Genomic DNA, 19,033 nt, shown 5'->3' on the forward strand with positions numbered 1-19,033 from the left:
GAAAAAATCCGAACGATTCATCGTTCGGATCTTCTTTCAACTACCATACTTTTGTTTCAGCCTCTTTTAACTCTTCAGCTCACAAAAACTGGAATTACTTCTACTATCCTTCAATCATTTTTGAAAGGTTGGCCATTTCGATAGCTGATGCTGCAGCTTCCCATCCTTTGTTTCCTGCTTTTGTTCCTGCACGTTCAATTGCTTGCTCAATTGTTTCAGTTGTTAATACACCAAAGATAATTGGTACGCCTGTTTGTAAGCTTTGAGATGCAACGCCTTTTGCTACTTCATTACATACAAAATCAAAGTGTGGAGTAGCTCCTCGAATAACCGTTCCTAGCGTAATAACCGCGTCATATTTTTTAGATTCAGCTAATTTTTTAGCGATTAATGGAATTTCATAAGCGCCCGGTACCCAAGCCACGTCTACATCTTCATCAGCTACGCCGTGACGTTTAAGCGCATCTTCTGCTCCACTAAGTAAACGCCCTGTAATAAATTCATTAAAACGCCCTACCACGATTCCGATTTTTAATCCTGTGCCAACTAAATTTCCTTCATATAAATGATTCATCTCTTGTTCCTCCTGCTAGTAGTAATATATAGTTATTTACATTTCTTTTCATGAATTAGCTTCATTTGTTATAACGAAAAAAAGTGTAAACTTATAAATGTAATAAATGACCTAGTTTTTTAGCTTTGGTATCTAAGTATTTTTTATTGGCATCCACTGCCGGCATTTGAAGAGGCACTCTCTCTACCACTTCAAGGTCGTAGCCTTTTAGCCCAGTAATTTTGCGAGGATTGTTCGTTAAAAGCTTCATTTGTTTGACTCCAAGGTCCTTTAAGATTTGAGCACCGATTCCATACTCTCGTAAATCCGCAGCAAACCCGAGTTTTTCATTCGCTTCTACGGTATCGTATCCTTCTTCCTGCAGCTTATATGCTCTTAGCTTATTTAATAAGCCAATACCTCTGCCCTCTTGACGCATATACAGCAGAATGCCGCGTCCTTCTTCTTCAATTTGCGTAAGAGCTGCGTGAAGCTGAGGACCGCAGTCACAGCGCTCAGAGCCAAACACATCTCCAGTCAAGCACTCGGAGTGAACACGCACGAGAACGGGGCTATTATGATCGATATCACCCTTGATAAGAGCCACATGTTCTTTATTATCAAGTTTATTTGTATATCCTACAGCCTTAAAATCACCAAATGCCGTAGGTAAGCTTACTTCTACTTCACGGCTAATCAGCTGGTCATGTTTGCGGCGGTAGGCAATCAAATCTTTTATTGTAATCATTTTTAAATCAAATTGCTCTGCAATCTTTGTTAAATCCGGTACGCGTGCCATTGTTCCATCTTCATTCATAATTTCACAAATAACACCCGCAGGCTTTCCTCCTGCTAACACGGCTAAATCAACAGCGGCCTCTGTATGACCCGCACGCTGCAGAACGCCCCCGTCTTTTGCAATCAACGGAAAAATGTGTCCTGGTCGTTGAAAATCACTTGCTACCGTTGCTTCATTTACAAGAGCCATAACGGTAGCAGAACGTTCGTACGCACTGATACCTGTTGTACTTGAAATATGATCAATACTTACTGTAAATGCTGTTCCATGTACATCCGTATTGTTCACTACCATTGGGTGAAGATTCAATTTATGCGCAATTTCTTCATTAACAGGTGTACAAATTAATCCTCTTCCATGAGTAGCCATAAAGTTAATAACCTCAGGCGTCGTTTTTTCGGCTAATGCAATAAAATCTCCTTCATTTTCTCGATCTTCATCGTCGCATACAATAACCACTTTTCCCTTTTTTAACTCTTCAATGGCTTCTTCTACTTTATGAAACATCTCTTTCACCTCACTGTTAATTTGTAAAACCATGCTGCTGCAATAAATCCTTCATATTACCTGACCGATTCGAGGCGCCAGGAGTTGACTTGTTAGCCATCATCTGATGCATATATTTAGCTAACATATCGCATTCAATATTCACCTTGTCTCCTCGCTGTTTGTCTCCCACGACTGTGTGAAGCACCGTATGAGGAATAAGAGAAATAGTAAATGATTGATTGCTGACATCAAAAATAGTAAGACTTGTTCCGTCTACAGAAACAGATCCTTTTAACATCATAAATTCACGAAGTTCAGGATCCACTTGAATTTCATAATAAAAGGCATTTCCTTTACGTGTTTTGCTTACAATGGTTCCAATTCCATCAACGTGTCCGCTGACGAAATGCCCTCCAAACCGGCCATTTGCAGCCATCGCCCGTTCTAAGTTAACACGTGATCCAACGGTTAGAAGCTGCAGGGTACTTGCTTTAATCGTCTCCGGCATGACGTCGACCGTAAATTCATTTTGAGAGTAAGCCGTTACGGTTAAACAAACGCCGTTAACTGAAATACTGTCCCCTAAGTTCACATCTTCTAACACGGTCTTCGCATCAATCGTAAGAACAATTGCTTCTGTAGCCTTTTGAATCCGTTTTATTTTTCCAATTTCTTCAATAATACCCGTGAACATTTTCTTCACCTGCTTTGGCGCTATTCCAACTTCTTATGCCGTTTTGAAATAGCAGCTGCTTTTTTTTCATATTTATCTTTCCCCCAACCACTGAAAATAAAAAAGCCCCTTGAACAAATGTCCAAGGGGTCGGCTGAGCTGAATCAGTTTTATCTATGCAAAATTCCGCTAATTGTATACGAAATAAACAGTTATGTTTTGTGTATAAAAACAAGGGTAGCTTTAAAAAAGGCAAACCTGTCCCTTATTAATACAACACAAAAAAACAACTGTGCTTCCTGATCCTTCTCCCATCCAGACTTTTACTGTCGGCTCTAGATTTTAACTAGATCCACCGCTAACATACATCGTATGAAAACGGGTCACGGGCTTAAAAGCATATGCTTTATCACCGCCGGTTGGGACTTACACCCGACCCCGAAGGATAATATATTCGACTGCTAGAGTCTTATTTGTTTTACATTATAGCAAAGTAAAATCGACTTGTCACATCATTTAACTTCGTTTTTTCACATCCGCTCTTCAAAATCCAGCTTTTAGCTTATTTTTTCTTTTTTAATACATAGCATCCATACAAAAGCTAGTCCAATATAGCCAAATATCGGATACAAAAACTCAAGAAGCTGAGCATATCCAAATTGCCCGATAATAAAGCATGCCAAGATAATAAACGCAAAAGCTTGTTTGTCATTCAGGGGAAGAAATGATTGAAGCTGTTTAGCGATTCCAAATACATTTCCAATCAATGTAGTAAAAATCTCGCCTAACACAACTACCGTAAATAAAACATTCACCCACGCTGAGATATTTTTAACAACGGCACTCATAGGAATATCAAGTTGAAATGAATAAGGCAAATTGGAAAGGGCAAGATGAGTAGAAACAAGCATAAACGTAAGTACACATCCTCCTATTACGGCCCCTTTTTTGATCACGCTCTTATCTTTCACGGAGCTTCCTAATGGAACTAAAACGGCCTGAGCCAAAGCTAGATTTAGGGAAATATATAAAAAGGGACTAACCGCCCACTTCCACTGTGTGACGAGCGTTAAGTCTGGCTTCGTTTGAATCAGTGAGAAATAGCTGACATTTGGCACAAAGATGATAAAAGCAAATGAAAGCATCATCGGCACAACAAGAGAATTAACCATTAAAATACCGTTAATTCCTCTTGCGATAAATATATAAGTTAAAACAATTGTACAAATCATCCCAACAGGAGGCCACAGCCCGAACTGTTCTTTTCCTATTGCCCCCGTACTCGCTAGCATGACTGAAGTTACTCCAAATAAAATGACGATCATTACACCGTTTACCGCTTTTCCAAGTACATCACCAAATAAATATGTATTAAGCTGCTGATAAGAAGAAGCCCCAATTGCGTGCGAAAGCAGCATCATTTTCGAACCTAGCCAAATAAAAAACAAGCCGCTGACCAAAATTCCAACCATTCCAAGTTCCCCGTACTGTGTAAAAAATTGAACAATTTCCTTGCCTGTTGCAAAACCGGCTCCTACAACGGTGCCTACATACGTAGCAGCAACCTGCAGCGTGAGTTTCCACCTTTTCATGCCCATCACCCTTCTACCCTTCATAGTTCACTATATGTAGAAACGGTTAAAAAAAGACGAGCCTTTTATATGTAAATCCTCGCCTCACCCGGTGCTGTTCCTTTTTCGTTTTTTTATTTCCTTCTTGTTTTTTTCATGAAAACCCTTTATCCCTTAACATAACGGCAGTTTTCAAACAAAATATACGGATATTTTCCCTTTAGCTTTTAAATTTTCCTCAATATTTGCTGGAAATTCACAATTTACTGTTGTATAATTTCTAAAAATCAGATAAATTATTAAATAAGTATTCTTTCTATTTAAAAAAATATGTTTCAATTATATACAATTGATTCTTATCATGAGAGGTGGAGGGACTGGCCCTTTGAAACCTCAGCAACCAGTCGTTAGAGACATGGTGCTAAATCCAGCAAGCAATTTATTGCTTGGAAGATAAGAAGGCGAAAAAAGTCTTCTTCTTAAGAAGACTTTTTCTATTTTATCGGCATATTGCATAAAACGAATCACTCGTGAAATAGAAGCGGAACAATTTAAGGAGGTTTTGACATGGGGTTACTTGAAGATTTAAAGTCTAAAATTTTAATTGGGGATGGTGCCACTGGTACCCTCCTTTACTCACACGGTATTGACAGCTGTTTTGAAGAACTAAACATCACCAAACCAGAAGAGGTTTCTCGTATTCACAGAGCCTATGTAGAAGCTGGTGCAAACGTTATTCAAACAAATACGTACGCTGCTAATTATCAAAAACTTGCCCGTTATGGATTAGAAGATTCAGTCAAAGACATCAATGTTGCTGGTGTAAAATTAGCGAAACAAGCTGCAAAAGATCAGGCTTACGTGCTTGGTACACTTGGTGGAATTCGTTCTTTCCAAAAAAATGCTATTAGTTTAGAAGAGGTTAAGCGAAGCATTCGTGAACAAATGTTTTGGCTTTTAAATGAAGGCGTGGATGGCCTTTTATTTGAAACATACTATGATTTCGAAGAATTAAAGACCGTTCTTACACTAGCAAGAAAAGAAACGGATAAGCCTATTATTACCCACGTTTCCCTGCATGATATTGGCGTACTGCAAGATGGGCGTCCTTTAGCAGATGCATTAAAAGAATTAGAAGACTTGGGAGCAGATGTTGTCGGGCTAAACTGCCGTTTAGGTCCTTATCATATGATTCAGTCTCTTGAAGAAGTACCGCTTCCTGATCGTGCTTTCTTATCTGCTTACCCTAATGCCAGCCTTCCGGCGTATGTGGAAGGCAAGCTGGAATATGAAACGAATGAAGACTACTTTGTAGAAAGCGCGCGTTTATTCCGCGAACAAGGGGTTCGCTTAATTGGAGGATGTTGCGGTACAACACCAGCTCACGTACGCGCCATGTCGTCTGCCTTAAAAGACCTGCCTCCGATTACAAGCAAAGTCGTTAAAATGAGACCAGTCGTTACGGTTCAAGAGCGTGAGCAGCAGGATAAACCTCATATGCACGAAATTGTGAAGAAGCGCCGCTCGGTTATCGTCGAGCTGGATCCGCCTAAACAGCTTGGTCCGACGAAATTTTTAGAAGGCGCAAAAGCACTTGATAAAGTCGGCGTAGATGCTATTACATTAGCTGATAATTCTCTTGCCTCACCTCGCATCAGCAACTTGGCAATGGCAACACTGATGCAACAAGAAACAAAAGCACGACCGCTTATTCATATTACCTGTCGCGACCGAAATTTAATTGGACTTCAATCTCATTTAATGGGACTTCATACGCTAGGAATGAATCAAGTGCTTGCAATTACCGGTGATCCGTCAAAAGTTGGCGATTTCCCTGGCGCCACTTCGGTCTATGATTTATCTTCATTTGACTTGATTAGTTTAATCGCTCAGTTTAATGAAGGACTATCTTATTCCGGCAAACCGCTTGGTCAAAAAACCAATTTTTCTATTGCAGCTGCCTTTAACCCAAACGTGCGTCACTTAGACCGAGCCGTTCAGCGCTTGGAAAAGAAAATCGACTGCGGGGCTCACTATTTCATTACTCAGCCTCTCTATTCAACTAAGCAAATTGAAGAGGTATATGAAGCAACCAAACATTTAACAACACCGGTATACATCGGGATCATGCCGTTAACAAGCGCAAGAAATGCTCGATTTATTCACCATGAAGTACCTGGAATTAAATTATCAGAAGATATTCTAGAACGTATGGACGCAACGGGAAATGACCGGATTCGCGGTGAAGTCGAAGGCCTTGCGATTGCAAAAAACTTAATTGATACAGCATATGAGCTATTTGACGGTATTTACTTAATTACTCCGTTTATGCGCTATGAAATGACCGAAATTCTAACACGCTATATTCATGACAAGCAACTCGTTACATCAGAAAGGAAGATATAAATGAGCTCACTTATCGAACAACAACTAAAGAAGCGAATACTCGTCATCGATGGAGCAATGGGAACGATGATTCAAGATGCTGATTTAACCGCTGAAGATTTTGGCGGCGAAGAATATGAAGGCTGCAACGAATATTTGACCCGAACAGCGCCTCATGTAATTCAGCGCATTCATGAAGAGTATTTTGCAGCGGGTGCTGACATCATTGAAACCAATACGTTTGGCTCAACATCTACCGTACTTGATGAATACGATTTAGGCCACTTGGCGTATGAATTGAATATCGAAGCTGTGAAGCTTGCTTGTGCAGCCCGTGATAAATATTCAACTCCCGAATGGCCTAGGTTCGTAGCTGGAGCTATCGGCCCTACCACTAAAACTCTCTCTGTTACGGGAGGTATTACATTCCCTGAGTTAGTAGAATCGTACGAAGAGCAAGCTCGGGGTTTGTTAGACGGCGGCGTCGACTTACTTCTAGTCGAAACCTGTCAAGACATGCTGAACGTAAAAGCTGCGTTTTTAGGCATTACAGCGGCGTTTGAAAAACTGAAAATAGAAGTTCCAATTATGATTTCAGGAACGATTGAGCCAATGGGAACAACTCTCGCTGGTCAAGATATCGAATCTTTTTACTTATCACTGGAACACATGAAGCCTCTTTCAGTCGGACTTAACTGCGCGACAGGTCCTGAATTTATGACGGATCATATTCGCTCTCTTTCAGACCTAGCCACTTCAGCTGTTAGCTGTTATCCAAACGCTGGACTTCCGGATGAAGAAGGCAATTATCATGAGTCCCCTGAGCTGCTGGCTCAAAAAATTAAAGGGTTTGCTGATAAAGGCTGGCTGAACTTTGTAGGCGGATGCTGTGGTACAACGCCTGCTCATATTAAAGCACTTGCTGAAGCGGTAAAAGAGGTTGCTCCTCGTTCGCTTGATCGCTCCGAGCATAATCATGCTGTAACGGGTATTGAACCGCTTGTATATGACGATTCTATGCGCCCTCTTTTTGTGGGAGAACGTACGAATGTAATCGGTTCTCGCAAGTTCAAGCGTCTGATTGCGGAAGGGAAAATTGAAGAAGCATCTGAAATTGCGCGTGCTCAAGTTAAAAATGGTGCTCACGTTATTGATATTTGCTTAGCAGATCCAGACCGTGAAGAAATGGAAGACATGGAGGAATTTATTCAAGAAGTTGTAAAAAAAGTGAAGGTTCCTCTTGTAATCGATTCAACTGACGAGAAAGTTATTGAAAAAGCTTTAACGTACTCGCAAGGCAAGGTCATTATCAACTCCATTAACTTAGAAGATGGTGAAGAGCGTTTTGATGCAATCTTACCGCTAGTAAAAAAATTCGGCGCAGCTCTGGTTGTCGGTACAATCGATGAAACAGGCATGGCCGTTACTGCAGAAAGAAAAGTAGAGATTGCTAAACGCTCACATGATTTGCTTGTTGAAAAACATGGCTTTAATCCAAAAGATATTATTTTTGACCCTCTTGTGTTTCCTGTAGGGACTGGTGATGAACAATATATTGGTTCTGCTGAAGAAACAGTTAAGGGAATTAAAATGATTAAAGAAGCCCTGCCTGATTGCCTGACCATTCTCGGCGTAAGTAACGTGTCATTCGGTCTTCCTCCAGTCGGACGTGAAGTACTAAATGCGGTTTACCTTTATCACTGTACGCAGGCTGGACTCGATTATGCCATTGTTAATACAGAAAAATTAGAGCGCTATGCTTCTATTCCAGAAGCTGAAATTGAGCTTGCTAATGCGTTATTATTTAACACAACTGATGAAACGCTAAGCACGTTTACGGACTTTTATCGTGATAAAAAGAAAGAAGCAAAAGTAGAAATTTCTACGTTAACACTTGAAGAACGATTGGCAATGTATATTGTCGAAGGTACAAAAGAAGGATTGCTTCCTGATTTAGAACAGGCTTTAGCTCAATATGATGATCCGTTAGATATTATTAACGGACCGCTTATGAAGGGGATGGCAGAAGTCGGACGTTTGTTTAATGACAACCAGCTGATTGTAGCAGAAGTGCTTCAAAGTGCGGAAGTTATGAAAGCATCCGTTGCCTTTTTAGAACCTCATATGGAAGCAACTGAAAATGATTCTGGAAAAGGAAAAGTGATTCTTGCAACGGTTAAAGGCGACGTGCACGATATCGGTAAAAACTTAGTAGACATCATTTTAAGCAACAATGGTTTTAAAGTCATTGATTTAGGAATTAAAGTAACGCCGCAGCAGCTGATTGAAGCAGTAAAAGACGAAAAGCCAGACATCATTGGCCTGTCAGGTCTTTTAGTAAAATCAGCTCAGCAAATGGTTTTAACTGCACAAGATTTAACGCAATCAAGCATTGATGTTCCAATTATGGTAGGAGGCGCTGCCCTTTCCCGTAAATTTACTGACTTTAAAATTGCCCCGGAATATGAAGGTGCCGTCCTCTACGCCAAAGATGCGATGGACGGATTAGCGTTAGCAAATAAGCTGCAGAACAAAGAAGAAGTTATTCAGCTTTTAGCAGATTTAAAAACGCGTCAAGAAAAGAAAGTAACGGTTCGAGAACGCCAGCCTCAAACCGCTCAAGCAGCTACGGCTGTTTTAGAAAGATCCGCCATTTCAACGGATGTTCCTGTTTTTGTACCGGCTGATTTAAAGCGCCACGTTGTCAAACACTACGATTTGGCACAGGTTCTTCCGTATATTAACTGGCAGATGCTTTTAGGCCATCACTTAGGACTAAAAGGAAAAGTGAATAAGCTGCTTGCTGAAAAAGACGAGCGTGCTGTTCAATTAAAAGAAACCGTTGATGACCTTCTCGAACTGGCACTAAAAGAAAACTTAATTAAACCAGCGGTTATTTATCAGTTCTTCCCTGCTCAAGCAGACGGAAATGATTTAATTATTTATGATCCTGCTGATGAAAAAACAGAAATTGAACGTTTTACCTTCCCTCGACAAGCAAAAGGACAGTTCCTGTGCTTATCTGATTTTGCAAAGCCTAAAGAAAAAGAGATGGACTATGTATGTTTCTTCTCTGTAACAGCAGGAACAGGCATTCGCGAACGCGCGGCGAAATTCAAAGAAAACGGCGAGTTTTTAAAGAGTCACGTGTTCCAAGCTCTTGCGCTTGAACTAGCTGAAGGATTAGCAGAACGTGTTCATCAGCAAATTCGTGACCGCTGGGGATTCCCCGATTCGCCTGACTTTACAATGGCGGAGCGTTTTTCAGCCAAATACCAAGGTCAGCGTTTTTCATTCGGATATCCCGCATGTCCAGACCTTGAAGACCAAGCAAAACTGTTTAAATTAATTAAACCTGAAGACATCGGCATTCAGTTAACAGACGGTTTCATGATGGAACCAGAAGCTTCTGTTACAGCCCTTGTTTTTGCACATCCTGAAGCGAAATATTTTAACGTATTGTAAAACATGGCTGCGGTCTTTTAGACCGCGGCTGTTTTTTTACAGTGAACAAACCTAAAAAAAAGGCTGCGACAAATGGATTTTAGTTGAAGAAAGATCCGAACGGAGTTAATTCTTAATTGAGAATCAACTCCGTTCGGATTGTTTTCATTATGATGGTGAACTAGATTTCATGTAGCTGTTGATTAAAGGGCAAGGCGAAGACTCCTGCGAAAAAAAGTGATGTAGTTATGTCTTAATCTCTTTGAATTCACCGCCGGTTTGAGCTTTTTTTATGAGTTTCTTGGGAAACACTGATAGAATAAGGAATGTAATAAATTTGTAACACTCTTATCAAGGTAATTTTTTTAGGGAAAGGAATTTTCAAGAGATGATTAAATTATTTGTAAGCGACTTAGATGGAACTCTTTTACACGAAGAAAAATACGTAGAACAGCATAATGCAGACGCACTTAGTGAACTTCAGCGCCAAGGAGTAGAGGTTTGTCTTGCTTCTGGACGAATGGATACGGAAATTTTAAAGATTTCTACTGATATTAATAATACATTTCATCGCATTAGCCAAAACGGAGGATTTGTGTGGACCAAAGAAAATCAAGAACTTCATGGAAAAGTGTTTGAAGATGATTTAGCGGTTCAACTTTATAAAAAAACGATAGATCCTAACCGTATTACGCTTGTCTGTTCAAACGACACGAATTATGTAGAGCAGCGAAATGAAATTATTGAAGCAATTGAAACTCACATGTTTTTCCCTATCGAAGAACAAATTGAAATGACAGATTCATTTGGTCACGCTCTTTCTCCATCTAAAATCACGGTTCTTGGAGATCATGATGAAATGGTAGCTCTGCAAAAAGAAGTGAACGAAGAGTTTGGTGATTATATTGATACATATATTTCTGCCAAGCAGTGTTTGGATATTATGCCTAAACATATCAGCAAAGGAAATGCCATTGAAATTTTATTAAATCATCTTCAGCTAAAACCAGAGGAAATTGCATGTGTGGGGGATTCATTTAATGATATTCCTATGTTTCAATTAACACCGAACAGTTTCGCTATGGCTACAGCTCCTGAAGCTGTTCAGCGCCATGCCTCTGCTGTTGTGTCATCTGTTAGTGAAGCAGCGCGTATTGTTTTAGAAAAAAATAAGCAAACAATCTAAAAAAAGCGGTCAACGTTTAAATTGACCGCTTTTATCTATTTAATAAGAAAACGGTAGTTATTTTTTTCGTAAAGAACGAAAAAATTCACCTAAGCTTTTTTGCTTCCCATCTGCATGCTCTCCATGATTAACCAAGCTGCTGATTCTTTCTCGTCGAACAACAACCATAATAAGAGTGGCAAAAAAGATAATGGAAACGGCAATGACAACCAGTGCAAGAACGGATGCTACAATAGCTTCAGAAGTCGTTAGTGACGATAGCATCTGCCTCGTACACCTCCATTTCGTTTGTGGCGAAAAGGAGCCTAGCAATTAGAAATGCAAATAATCTTTTTTCTCAGCTTGATGCATGTTATTATACACCATTTTCATTTTAGAAGCTGTAGCTTTTAAAGACGTAGACGAATCCACATCTTCGGCTAACATAATGTTTACTAAGTCAACCACAGAACGAGACAACAACTCTACATTATTTTGCAACTCTAATTCGTCATAAGTCGTACGGTCTTGAAGACGAAGTCGAATAATTTCATTTGCTAGCTCCCTAACACGCACTAATTGTTGATGTTCTCCCATAGTATCTCCGCCGCAAGAAACTTATAATCAGCCCTTTTATTGGCTTTTATAAGAGCTAGAAATCCCTGCAGCTTACCCCTCCTTATAAAGATGCCTAGCACACCTTTATGTAAATCGCACTTTCACCTTGTTTACATGTATATTCGCTATAGCTGGTTCTTTTTCCTTTTGAAATTAGCAGCCATCGTCAACAACCTTCTTGGTTTATCGTTCAGATTTCAAATTTTTAAGGATGTGATATACGAAAATTAAAACGCCAATAGCCGTAAGTGTTGCTCCTACTGCCACTACGGGTGTAAAAGCTTGGTTTTCTAGTACGATCATGAGAAATAAACCAATCATCATGACCGGTAATCCTATATTATGCAACCATACGTGCAGTTTAGCTAATTTACTTTCGCTAAACGCAGGAAACAAATAATAAATAAGTCCCGCTAACGTAAGCGACGTCCATCCTAATAAATTAATGTGCACGTGAACAGGCGTCAAAGCGTAGCTGTGAACAATTGACATATAATACCCCAATATGATGCCAATTCCAAAATAAACGGCTGATATTTTAATTAATTTAATTCCCATCGTTTTCTCCCCCTTATATCCCCTCCGACTTCTGTACTACTTTACGCAGGAAACGCCATTTTAGAAGCGACTGATTAACCAAAGGGCACGAAATACGGAGTATGATATCTAAAAAGAGGATTCTTTACCGCAAACACAAAAAACAGCTGAGCAAAAGTACTCAGCTGTCTATTTTAAGCAATATAATGCAGCACAAAATTCAAGAAAAACAATAGCGCGCTTACATACATAAACATCGATACTTCACGCATTTTACCAAGGAATAATTTAAGCAGTGGATACGCAATGAACCCAAATGCAATTCCATCAGCAATGCTGTACGTAAGAGGAATAAGCGCAATAATTAAAAATGCAGGGAAACCTTCTGTTAAGTCCTGTAAATTGATGTTTTTGATATTTTGAATCATTAGTGCTCCAATCACAATGAGAATAGGTGCAATAGCACTATCTGGAACCAGCTTGATAAATGGAATAAACAGAAGTGAACTTAAAAATAAAACTCCTGTAATCAGCGATGTTAAACCCGTTCGCCCTCCAGCTGCAATACCAGATGCTCCTTCTACAGAAGACACCGTTGGACTTGTTCCAAACACCCCGCTTAGCAAAGCTGAGGCGGCTGTTGCTTGAAAGGCCCGCGGAAATTTGCTATCTTGATTCATCATACCTAGCTGACCATGAAGCAAACCGATATTTTCAAAAATCAATACCATTGTTAATGAAAAGACAGCTGCCCAAAACGCAACGTCTCCAATGGCTCCAAAAGACAATGTGCCAAAGCTGCTAAAGAAGTCGTTCACGCTCGCAGCGGACTGTCCATTTTCTGCACTGCTTCTTACACCAAGTAAGAAGGCAAGGACGGATCCAGCAATCATGCTTAACAAAAAGTTACCTTTCACATTTCGGATAAACAGTACGATTGTGATAATTAACGTCAACAGCGTACTGATAACAAACGGATCTGACAAGTCTCCAAGTGCTACAAAAGTGTTTTCGCTTGGAACTACAAGCTTCCCTTTTTGCAAACCGATAAATGTTAAAAATAAGCCAACACCGACTGTTATCGCTTCTTTTAACGAATGCGGAATCGAAGAAACAATTTTGGCAGACAGTCGTGAAAAAGCTAATGCTATAAAAAGAAAGCCGGATATCACTACTGCTAATAACCCTTCTTGCCAAGATAACCCCATTGATTGAACCATCGTATACGTAAACAATGCGTTAATCCCCATACCTGGCACCAGAATGAGAGGCGCATTTGCCCAAAAAGCCATAATAACACAGCCTACAAAAGCCGAAGCCACTGTTGCGAATATTCCTGCTTCAAGCGGAATACCAGCATCAGACAAAATGGTTGAATTAACAGCAATAATATACACGATGGAAAGAAATGAAATGACCCCAGCTAAGCTTTCTTTTCCGACAGTTGTTTGGTGGTCGTTTAAACGAAACAACTTTTCAAATAATGCGTTCAATCTAATTTCCTTCTTTTCATCTATCCCTCGCCCACCCAGTGACCAAAAATGCCACCGAAGTTATTATAGCAAAATCAACAATTGTTGCAAGGAAAACTTGTCTCCTTTAGCTTAAGCGTTCATTCCTTATTTAAAACTGTTATCATTTTCTAAACGTAGCGTCTTGCATGCATTCTATATATACCTTGAATTGGACATAATAAAAGAGCGCTTTATCAGCGCTCACTGTTTTAATAATAATAATATGGTGGGTACGGCGGATAATATGGTGCTGGATAACCGTAATAACCTGGACCTCCTAATGCACTTCCAAGAACTAACCCTCCAAGAAATGGAGCTCCAAAGCCCCAACCCCAAGGGCGACCAAAGCCATAACCGAACCCCGGGCGGCCGAAGCCAAAACCAGGACGACCGAAACCAAAACCTGGGCGACCGAAACCGAATCCTGGACGGCCAAAGCCTCCAAAACCACCAAATGGTCTTCTTATGTCATTAATATCAAATTCTTGCATGATACATGCCTCCTCAAATTATATTTCATTCTCTTTATTACATATGTTATTCACCTACTTCTTGCATAGGCAATCGCCTCTTTTTTTGTGATTTCTTAAAAAATATTCTTTTTCTATCACCTCGTTAGAATCAAACAAGCGTACAGACATATTTTTTAAGGCTTTGAAACATACTACATGTAAAATAAGAGAGATGAAACGAGGAATGTCCTTTTAGCATTTTCAGCAGCTGCTGCAATGAGAAATAAACATAATATGAACGCATAAAAAGAACGCTCAACAAAGATGTTGACCGTTCTTCTTATGAAAATACATAGCGATTTTTTATTAATTTATCTGACCCTTTGCTTGACCGTATATGCCCTAAAGCTATATAATCCCCTTTTTATACAATGCGCTTTGAACATAAAATCATAGGAGCGTCTCCCCAAACGCTGCTATGTATGTATATCTGTAATCGCTTACAAACCTTTAATAAAAAACCGATATGATTTTCTATCTATTTACATTAAACAATATTTTAGGCTAAATTTCAACACATTTTTTGTTTTTCTTTGTACTCAGCAAAAAAACAGGTGATATAGCACAATGATTTTCCTTTTTTCCTGTCCCTTTTACTTATATCCATAATCGTTTATAGTTTATAACGAAAGGAAGTGACATAATGTCTGATCAACTAGAAGAATACTTAGAACGAGGAATGTACGGAGCAAAGGAAACAAAAAGAGACGAAAGAAGATATTTCTTAACTGCTCTACGTGAGAATATTGAAATTGCGCTAAAAAAAGGGCAAGTCATGAAAAAGGATGCAGCAAAAATAAAGCCTCTTTTAAAAAAAGTGAAAGACGGTCATTTGTTTTTAAATGGCTCTTTGTCTTATTCATACCTCTCCCCTTATATTCAAGTGGCTAACCAACATAAAGTGCCTTTTACCATCGTTCAGAACTTAGAAGCTGATACCGATATTGGTCTAGTTTTAACGGGTTCTGAAGGCAGTTTGGAACGAGATATCTTTTTAGACTAAAAAAAGAGGTTGACACATAACGAAATGAATCCAATCAACTGCTAGAAGGAACGAGACAGATAAAACTATATTCACCATCAAAAAAAAAAAACGAACCATTGATCAACATGTGATCAATGGTTCGTTTTTCACTTCGTCTAAAATACTTTTGTTGCAGCCTCTTTTTTATTTAGCAAACACGTGATGATCAATTGTTTTAATTACAGCACGTGAACGAATCCAGTTATCGGTAGCTGTTTTTGGATTATAAAAGTAAATGGAATCGTCTAAACGATCTTTTCTAGTCAACGCTTGCTCTACTGCTTTTTTCGAATCTTCTGAAGCAGGTTTGTTAATTGATCCGTTTTGAACCGGTGAAAAAGCGTATGCTTTTCCGACAACTTGTTTAATAACTCCTGTTACCGTATCTGGAAACTTCGGAGAATCTACACGGTTTAACACTACTGTTGCTACCCCTACTTTTCCTTCATACGATTCGCCTTTTGCTTCGGCTTCTACTAAGCGAGCTAATAAATCTTTTTCGCTTGCCGAAATCGAAACTGCAGGTGTTTCCTGGTTCGCAGGTTTGGCTTCTGGTTTTGGTTCTGGCTTAGCCGTATTAGCAGGTGCTGCCGTTGAAGGTTCCGTTGTTTCAGCAGCCAGCACTTTTGTCTTACTCGGAATAGCTAATGTTTCACCAATATAAATCATATCTCCTTGACGATTGTTTAATTTTTTAATATCGTCAATTGTTACACTATATCTTTTACCTAACTTCCAAAGACTATCGCCTTTGACTACTTTATAATTAGTTGCAGCCGTAGCTGTTGCATTAAAACCTATAAATGAAAGAGTAGCTAAACAAGCTACTACCATTGATTTCATATAACTATGTTTCATAGGTAATACCTCCTGAAATTTCGTATGGTATTACTCTATCATAGCTATATGGGGGTTTCACCGAACGATTCAATTACATTTCTTTAAGTTTGATGAACAAAATTACGTTCGGAACACAAATATGACATTGTACCTTATTTTTTGTCATAATCACGGTAATTTTTCTAAAATACAGGTATATTTTCCCGCCTTATTTCAGTTTAATCAGAAATTTCTTCATTCGTTTTTCCCTTATAATTCTTATGATAAACATTTAAATTCATCTACTTTTACACAAAAGAGCTGAATGTTGTAATCAACATTCAGCTCTTTTTAATCTTCGATCTCAATTTCTACAACATCATAGAAATCAATCACTAGTTTAGCACCCGTATCATCCATAAACGTAAAAACGTCTTGATCATCTGATAAATGTATCACGTATCCGGTCAACTGCTGTTCACTGTTGTCGTAAACAGTAGTAATTAGAATTTTTTTATGATCTACATATGCTTCTTCTAATAACGAATGGAGGTCATAGTCCCCGTCATCTTCGGGCCGGTTCGTTAACAGCATCCCATAAGTCGTCATTCCATTTTTATCTTTCCATATATGATCTGCAAAATAAAAAGGTGCTGTACTTTTTCGAAACTCATCCATAATATCCCTCCTATAACTAAACACGTTTATTCGCTCTTACTATACGTTACTAAATAAACGCACAAGCACTTGTAACAGTATATTCTCTACTGTACAGGCTCATACATCCATTATATAAGGCATAATCAAATAATGCCATCATTTCGTTTAACTCCTAGGAATTTCTAGATACGTATAGGTAAAATCGCCTCCGCGTCCGGCGATTCCACGAAAATGTTTGAAATCAGGGCGATTTACTAAAAAAGGGCGAAAAGCAAGAAAGTCTTCTTTTTTAACTTTAATTTCGGTTACTTTTCCTTCACTTAACTCATTTAACATATTGATTACTGTTTGTTCATCCATTCAGTTCCACCTCGTTTTTAGCTGTTCAGCCAATTTTGCAGAGACGCAAATTGAGCTTCAGCTTCTTTATATCCTTGGTTATAAAGAGCGTCGAGACGCTCACGATTCTTCTCAATTCGCCCTACTACAAGAGGGGATTGCGGACGAATCACAAAGATATTCCCCTGTCTTTCCTGCTCTTCAATATATGACAATGTTTCATTATACAATTTATAGCGGTTCTCAAGCGCACGAGTCAGCCCATCATAATGACGATATTTGCGCTTCAATAACCAAAGCATATTTGATTTCTTTTTTCGATATCCTTCGTTTCGCGTTAGCACAACAATATTTTTTCTATATCCATCCTGCACTGCTTTTTTGATTGGAATCGGATCACTGATTCCTCCATCTAACAGCTCTTTTCCTTTATATGTAACGACAGGTGCTAAAAATGGAAGGGAACTAGAAGCGCGAACCGCTGTCAAAATATCCCGATCATACTCATCAAAATAAACGGGTTCTCCCGTCACGCAGTCCGTTGCTCCTACTACAAGCTTCTCTGTACGCTCAGCAAATGCCTCAAAGTCAAATGGAAGAAGCTGATTAGGAATTTCATCAAAAACGAAATCCATTCCAAATATCTCTTTTGTTTTAAAATAATTTTTCCACGACAAGTAGCGAGGATCCTCTAAAAAATCTAAATTAGCTTTGCGACTTCTTCCTATTTGTCTAGATAAATAAGAAGTGGCATGACAAGCGCCGGCTGAAACGCCAATTACATACGGAAGGTACAGATTTCTTTCCATAAAGTAATCTAAAACTCCGGTTGTATAAAGGCCTCTCATACCGCCTCCTTCGAGCACGAGTCCAGTATCTTTCAATTTCTACACCTTCTAATTCTTATAATTTATGACAAGATTATACCTCGTTTATTATAACGAAAGATGAACAAAGATGGAACTGTGTTGCTTCTCTCTTTCGTTAAAGCTACCAATTCCTTTTATTCCTCAGCACATTTTACTTGTTTTTTCAATTTTATTTTATATTTTTTCAAAAAACCCTTTACTAATTCCCAGTTTTAAGGCAAAATTGTAAAAAAAGAAAACGCTAACTAGTTTTACTATTTTCAAAATTAAAATTATTTAAAAAATTAATAATGAACTAATTTAAAACAAAGGAGCGATGAATGATGAAAATAGCAGAGGTAGGAAACTTGATAGAATTCAAAAATGGCTTACAGGGCATTGTCGAAAAAGTAAATGAAAACTCCGTGATTGTTGATTTGACTTACATGACAAACTACCGGGATTTAGACTTAGAACAGCGAACTGTTGTCAACCACAAAAACTACACGATTATTAATCCCGCTATGTAAAGGGAAAAAGCAACCGGAACGCAAAAACGGTTGCTTTTTTAGTGGTTTTGAAAGAACTGATTCTTTTGTTCTTCTGTAATAATTCCCAGCTTATACATGAGATAAATATACTGTTGAACCTTAACATCCTTCGAACTTTTTTTCACTGTACTCCCTCTTTTCTAAAATGTTTCTTCATACAATAATATATGGCTAAGATAAAAAAAGTTTCCTTAAAGAAACAAAACCAGGCCCCATTTTTTCTTGAAAGGGTCTTATTTTCGTGTGACAATAAGAACAAGCTACTACTACCTACTTACTGAAAGGAATTACTAGCATGTTTGATACTGTATTGTTTATCGTTGCACTTATTGTCATTCTTTTTTTCATCGTGCAGTTCGTTTTTAAACGCAAGCAAACTTCAAATAAAAAAACATCCGTTGAACCCATGAATTATGCCGAAGAAGATTCTAACTCCTACACAAGCTGGAGTGAATCTGCTTCTAATCACGATCACGATGGTGATGGTGATGGGAACGCGGATGCTGACGGAAGATAGAAAAAAGCCTCTTCT

The 19,033-nt window shown here is 38.8% G+C and carries 19 protein-coding genes and 2 riboswitches; of the genes, 6 read left to right on the forward strand and 13 right to left on the reverse strand.

All coding sequences use genetic code 11. The features are described from left to right. Positions 1 to 103: 103 nt before the first annotated feature. From ribH to ACWATA_RS17790, 4 genes are all read right to left on the reverse strand, one after another. Positions 104 to 574: a 6,7-dimethyl-8-ribityllumazine synthase gene (gene ribH, locus ACWATA_RS17775; RefSeq protein ID WP_013056007.1), complete on the reverse strand. Its 471-nt coding sequence runs from the start codon at positions 572 to 574 to the stop codon at positions 104 to 106. A gap of 91 nt (positions 575 to 665) precedes the next feature. Beyond that, positions 666 to 1,859, reverse strand: coding sequence for a bifunctional 3,4-dihydroxy-2-butanone-4-phosphate synthase/GTP cyclohydrolase II (locus tag ACWATA_RS17780; RefSeq protein WP_028414135.1), 1,194 nt, complete (start codon positions 1,857 to 1,859; stop codon positions 666 to 668). 16 nt (positions 1,860 to 1,875) lie between these two features. Continuing rightward, the gene (ribE, locus tag ACWATA_RS17785; protein ID WP_028414136.1) at positions 1,876 to 2,535 is read right to left on the reverse strand and encodes a riboflavin synthase; all 660 of its coding nucleotides are present in this window, start codon (positions 2,533 to 2,535) and stop codon (positions 1,876 to 1,878) included. Between the two features lie 278 nt (positions 2,536 to 2,813). After that, positions 2,814 to 2,964, reverse strand: a riboswitch (FMN riboswitch). A gap of 107 nt (positions 2,965 to 3,071) precedes the next feature. Beyond that, positions 3,072 to 4,106, reverse strand: a complete 1,035-nt coding sequence (locus tag ACWATA_RS17790) for a YkvI family membrane protein (protein WP_223546455.1) — start codon at positions 4,104 to 4,106, stop codon at positions 3,072 to 3,074. Positions 4,107 to 4,438: 332 nt separating this feature from the next. Beyond that, a riboswitch (SAM riboswitch) is annotated at positions 4,439 to 4,545 on the forward strand. 107 nt (positions 4,546 to 4,652) lie between these two features. Between ACWATA_RS17790 and ACWATA_RS17795 the strand changes: the two genes are divergently transcribed. The 3 genes from ACWATA_RS17795 to ACWATA_RS17805 all read left to right on the forward strand — a co-directional run bounded on the left by ACWATA_RS17795 (position 4,653) and on the right by ACWATA_RS17805 (position 11,100). Then, complete coding sequence (locus tag ACWATA_RS17795; protein ID WP_473050008.1) at positions 4,653 to 6,491, forward strand: bifunctional homocysteine S-methyltransferase/methylenetetrahydrofolate reductase; 1,839 nt, start codon at positions 4,653 to 4,655, stop codon at positions 6,489 to 6,491. Next, positions 6,492 to 9,935, forward strand: coding sequence for a methionine synthase (metH, locus tag ACWATA_RS17800; RefSeq protein WP_034268190.1), 3,444 nt, complete (start codon positions 6,492 to 6,494; stop codon positions 9,933 to 9,935). It abuts the gene before it with no gap. Positions 9,936 to 10,302: 367 nt separating this feature from the next. Further along, positions 10,303 to 11,100: a Cof-type HAD-IIB family hydrolase gene (locus tag ACWATA_RS17805; protein ID WP_028414140.1), complete on the forward strand. Its 798-nt coding sequence runs from the start codon at positions 10,303 to 10,305 to the stop codon at positions 11,098 to 11,100. Positions 11,101 to 11,157: 57 nt separating this feature from the next. Here the strand turns inward: ACWATA_RS17805 and ACWATA_RS17810 are convergent, their stop codons facing one another. The 5 genes from ACWATA_RS17810 to ymaG all read right to left on the reverse strand — a co-directional run bounded on the left by ACWATA_RS17810 (position 11,158) and on the right by ymaG (position 14,239). Next, positions 11,158 to 11,364, reverse strand: a complete 207-nt coding sequence (locus ACWATA_RS17810) for a hypothetical protein (RefSeq protein WP_013055999.1) — start codon at positions 11,362 to 11,364, stop codon at positions 11,158 to 11,160. A gap of 48 nt (positions 11,365 to 11,412) precedes the next feature. Beyond that, positions 11,413 to 11,676, reverse strand: a complete 264-nt coding sequence (locus ACWATA_RS17815) for a hypothetical protein (RefSeq protein WP_013055998.1) — start codon at positions 11,674 to 11,676, stop codon at positions 11,413 to 11,415. Positions 11,677 to 11,880: 204 nt separating this feature from the next. After that, on the reverse strand, positions 11,881 to 12,255 hold the full coding sequence (locus ACWATA_RS17820; RefSeq protein WP_028414141.1) for a hypothetical protein: 375 nt from the start codon (positions 12,253 to 12,255) through the stop codon (positions 11,881 to 11,883). Between the two features lie 173 nt (positions 12,256 to 12,428). Further along, entirely contained in the window at positions 12,429 to 13,727 is a 1,299-nt protein-coding gene (locus ACWATA_RS17825) for an NCS2 family permease (RefSeq protein ID WP_048020028.1), read from the reverse strand. A gap of 230 nt (positions 13,728 to 13,957) precedes the next feature. Next, a complete protein-coding gene (ymaG, locus tag ACWATA_RS17830; protein WP_033578387.1) occupies positions 13,958 to 14,239 on the reverse strand; it encodes an inner spore coat protein YmaG in 282 nt (93 codons plus the stop codon). A gap of 664 nt (positions 14,240 to 14,903) precedes the next feature. Between ymaG and ACWATA_RS17835 the strand changes: the two genes are divergently transcribed. Then, positions 14,904 to 15,263 carry a YueI family protein gene (locus tag ACWATA_RS17835; protein WP_033578386.1) on the forward strand — a complete coding sequence of 120 codons (360 nt, stop codon included), beginning with the start codon at positions 14,904 to 14,906 and terminating at the stop codon, positions 15,261 to 15,263. Positions 15,264 to 15,428: 165 nt separating this feature from the next. Here ACWATA_RS17835 and ACWATA_RS17840 read toward each other — a convergent pair whose 3' ends face one another. The 4 genes from ACWATA_RS17840 to ACWATA_RS17855 form a co-directional block, all read right to left on the reverse strand. Then, on the reverse strand, positions 15,429 to 16,142 hold the full coding sequence (locus ACWATA_RS17840) for a cell wall hydrolase (protein WP_165635670.1): 714 nt from the start codon (positions 16,140 to 16,142) through the stop codon (positions 15,429 to 15,431). Positions 16,143 to 16,454: 312 nt separating this feature from the next. Continuing rightward, positions 16,455 to 16,781 carry a hypothetical protein gene (locus ACWATA_RS17845; protein WP_013082248.1) on the reverse strand — a complete coding sequence of 109 codons (327 nt, stop codon included), beginning with the start codon at positions 16,779 to 16,781 and terminating at the stop codon, positions 16,455 to 16,457. 147 nt (positions 16,782 to 16,928) lie between these two features. Beyond that, positions 16,929 to 17,123, reverse strand: a complete 195-nt coding sequence (gene ykzS, locus ACWATA_RS17850; RefSeq protein WP_033578384.1) for a protein YkzS — start codon at positions 17,121 to 17,123, stop codon at positions 16,929 to 16,931. A gap of 17 nt (positions 17,124 to 17,140) precedes the next feature. Continuing rightward, on the reverse strand, positions 17,141 to 17,986 hold the full coding sequence (locus ACWATA_RS17855; protein WP_028414145.1) for a patatin-like phospholipase family protein: 846 nt from the start codon (positions 17,984 to 17,986) through the stop codon (positions 17,141 to 17,143). Positions 17,987 to 18,294: 308 nt separating this feature from the next. On the opposite strand from ACWATA_RS17855, the gene ACWATA_RS17860 reads away from it, so the two are divergent. Beyond that, positions 18,295 to 18,480 (forward strand): YkvS family protein, encoded by a 186-nt coding sequence (locus ACWATA_RS17860; protein WP_013055988.1) that lies wholly within the window; start codon positions 18,295 to 18,297, stop codon positions 18,478 to 18,480. A 316-nt stretch (positions 18,481 to 18,796) separates the two neighbouring features. Next, positions 18,797 to 19,018 (forward strand): hypothetical protein, encoded by a 222-nt coding sequence (locus ACWATA_RS17865; RefSeq protein WP_047751404.1) that lies wholly within the window; start codon positions 18,797 to 18,799, stop codon positions 19,016 to 19,018. Positions 19,019 to 19,033 lie beyond the last annotated feature (15 nt).

The organism is Priestia sp. USM5, from assembly GCF_058323215.1.

What these genes read in the sequence shown, in the direction of transcription:
- ACWATA_RS17845 (WP_013082248.1), bottom strand. Translation starts at nt 16,781, where the DNA reads ATGGATGAGTTTCGAAAAAGTACAGCACCTTTTTATTTTGCAGATCAT.
- ACWATA_RS17795 (WP_473050008.1), top strand. Translation starts at nt 4,653, where the DNA reads ATGGGGTTACTTGAAGATTTAAAGTCTAAAATTTTAATTGGGGATGGT.
- ymaG (WP_033578387.1), bottom strand. Translation starts at nt 14,239, where the DNA reads ATGCAAGAATTTGATATTAATGACATAAGAAGACCATTTGGTGGTTTT.
- ykzS (WP_033578384.1), bottom strand. Translation starts at nt 17,123, where the DNA reads ATGGATGAACAAACAGTAATCAATATGTTAAATGAGTTAAGTGAAGGA.
- ACWATA_RS17810 (WP_013055999.1), bottom strand. Translation starts at nt 11,364, where the DNA reads ATGCTATCGTCACTAACGACTTCTGAAGCTATTGTAGCATCCGTTCTT.
- ribE (WP_028414136.1), bottom strand. Translation starts at nt 2,535, where the DNA reads ATGTTCACGGGTATTATTGAAGAAATTGGAAAAATAAAACGGATTCAA.
- ACWATA_RS17860 (WP_013055988.1), top strand. Translation starts at nt 18,295, where the DNA reads ATGAAAATAGCAGAGGTAGGAAACTTGATAGAATTCAAAAATGGCTTA.
- ACWATA_RS17865 (WP_047751404.1), top strand. Translation starts at nt 18,797, where the DNA reads ATGTTTGATACTGTATTGTTTATCGTTGCACTTATTGTCATTCTTTTT.
- ACWATA_RS17780 (WP_028414135.1), bottom strand. Translation starts at nt 1,859, where the DNA reads ATGTTTCATAAAGTAGAAGAAGCCATTGAAGAGTTAAAAAAGGGAAAA.
- ACWATA_RS17835 (WP_033578386.1), top strand. Translation starts at nt 14,904, where the DNA reads ATGTCTGATCAACTAGAAGAATACTTAGAACGAGGAATGTACGGAGCA.
- metH (WP_034268190.1), top strand. Translation starts at nt 6,492, where the DNA reads ATGAGCTCACTTATCGAACAACAACTAAAGAAGCGAATACTCGTCATC.
- ACWATA_RS17840 (WP_165635670.1), bottom strand. Translation starts at nt 16,142, where the DNA reads ATGAAACATAGTTATATGAAATCAATGGTAGTAGCTTGTTTAGCTACT.
- ACWATA_RS17790 (WP_223546455.1), bottom strand. Translation starts at nt 4,106, where the DNA reads ATGAAAAGGTGGAAACTCACGCTGCAGGTTGCTGCTACGTATGTAGGC.
- ACWATA_RS17805 (WP_028414140.1), top strand. Translation starts at nt 10,303, where the DNA reads ATGATTAAATTATTTGTAAGCGACTTAGATGGAACTCTTTTACACGAA.
- ACWATA_RS17815 (WP_013055998.1), bottom strand. Translation starts at nt 11,676, where the DNA reads ATGGGAGAACATCAACAATTAGTGCGTGTTAGGGAGCTAGCAAATGAA.
- ACWATA_RS17820 (WP_028414141.1), bottom strand. Translation starts at nt 12,255, where the DNA reads ATGGGAATTAAATTAATTAAAATATCAGCCGTTTATTTTGGAATTGGC.
- ribH (WP_013056007.1), bottom strand. Translation starts at nt 574, where the DNA reads ATGAATCATTTATATGAAGGAAATTTAGTTGGCACAGGATTAAAAATC.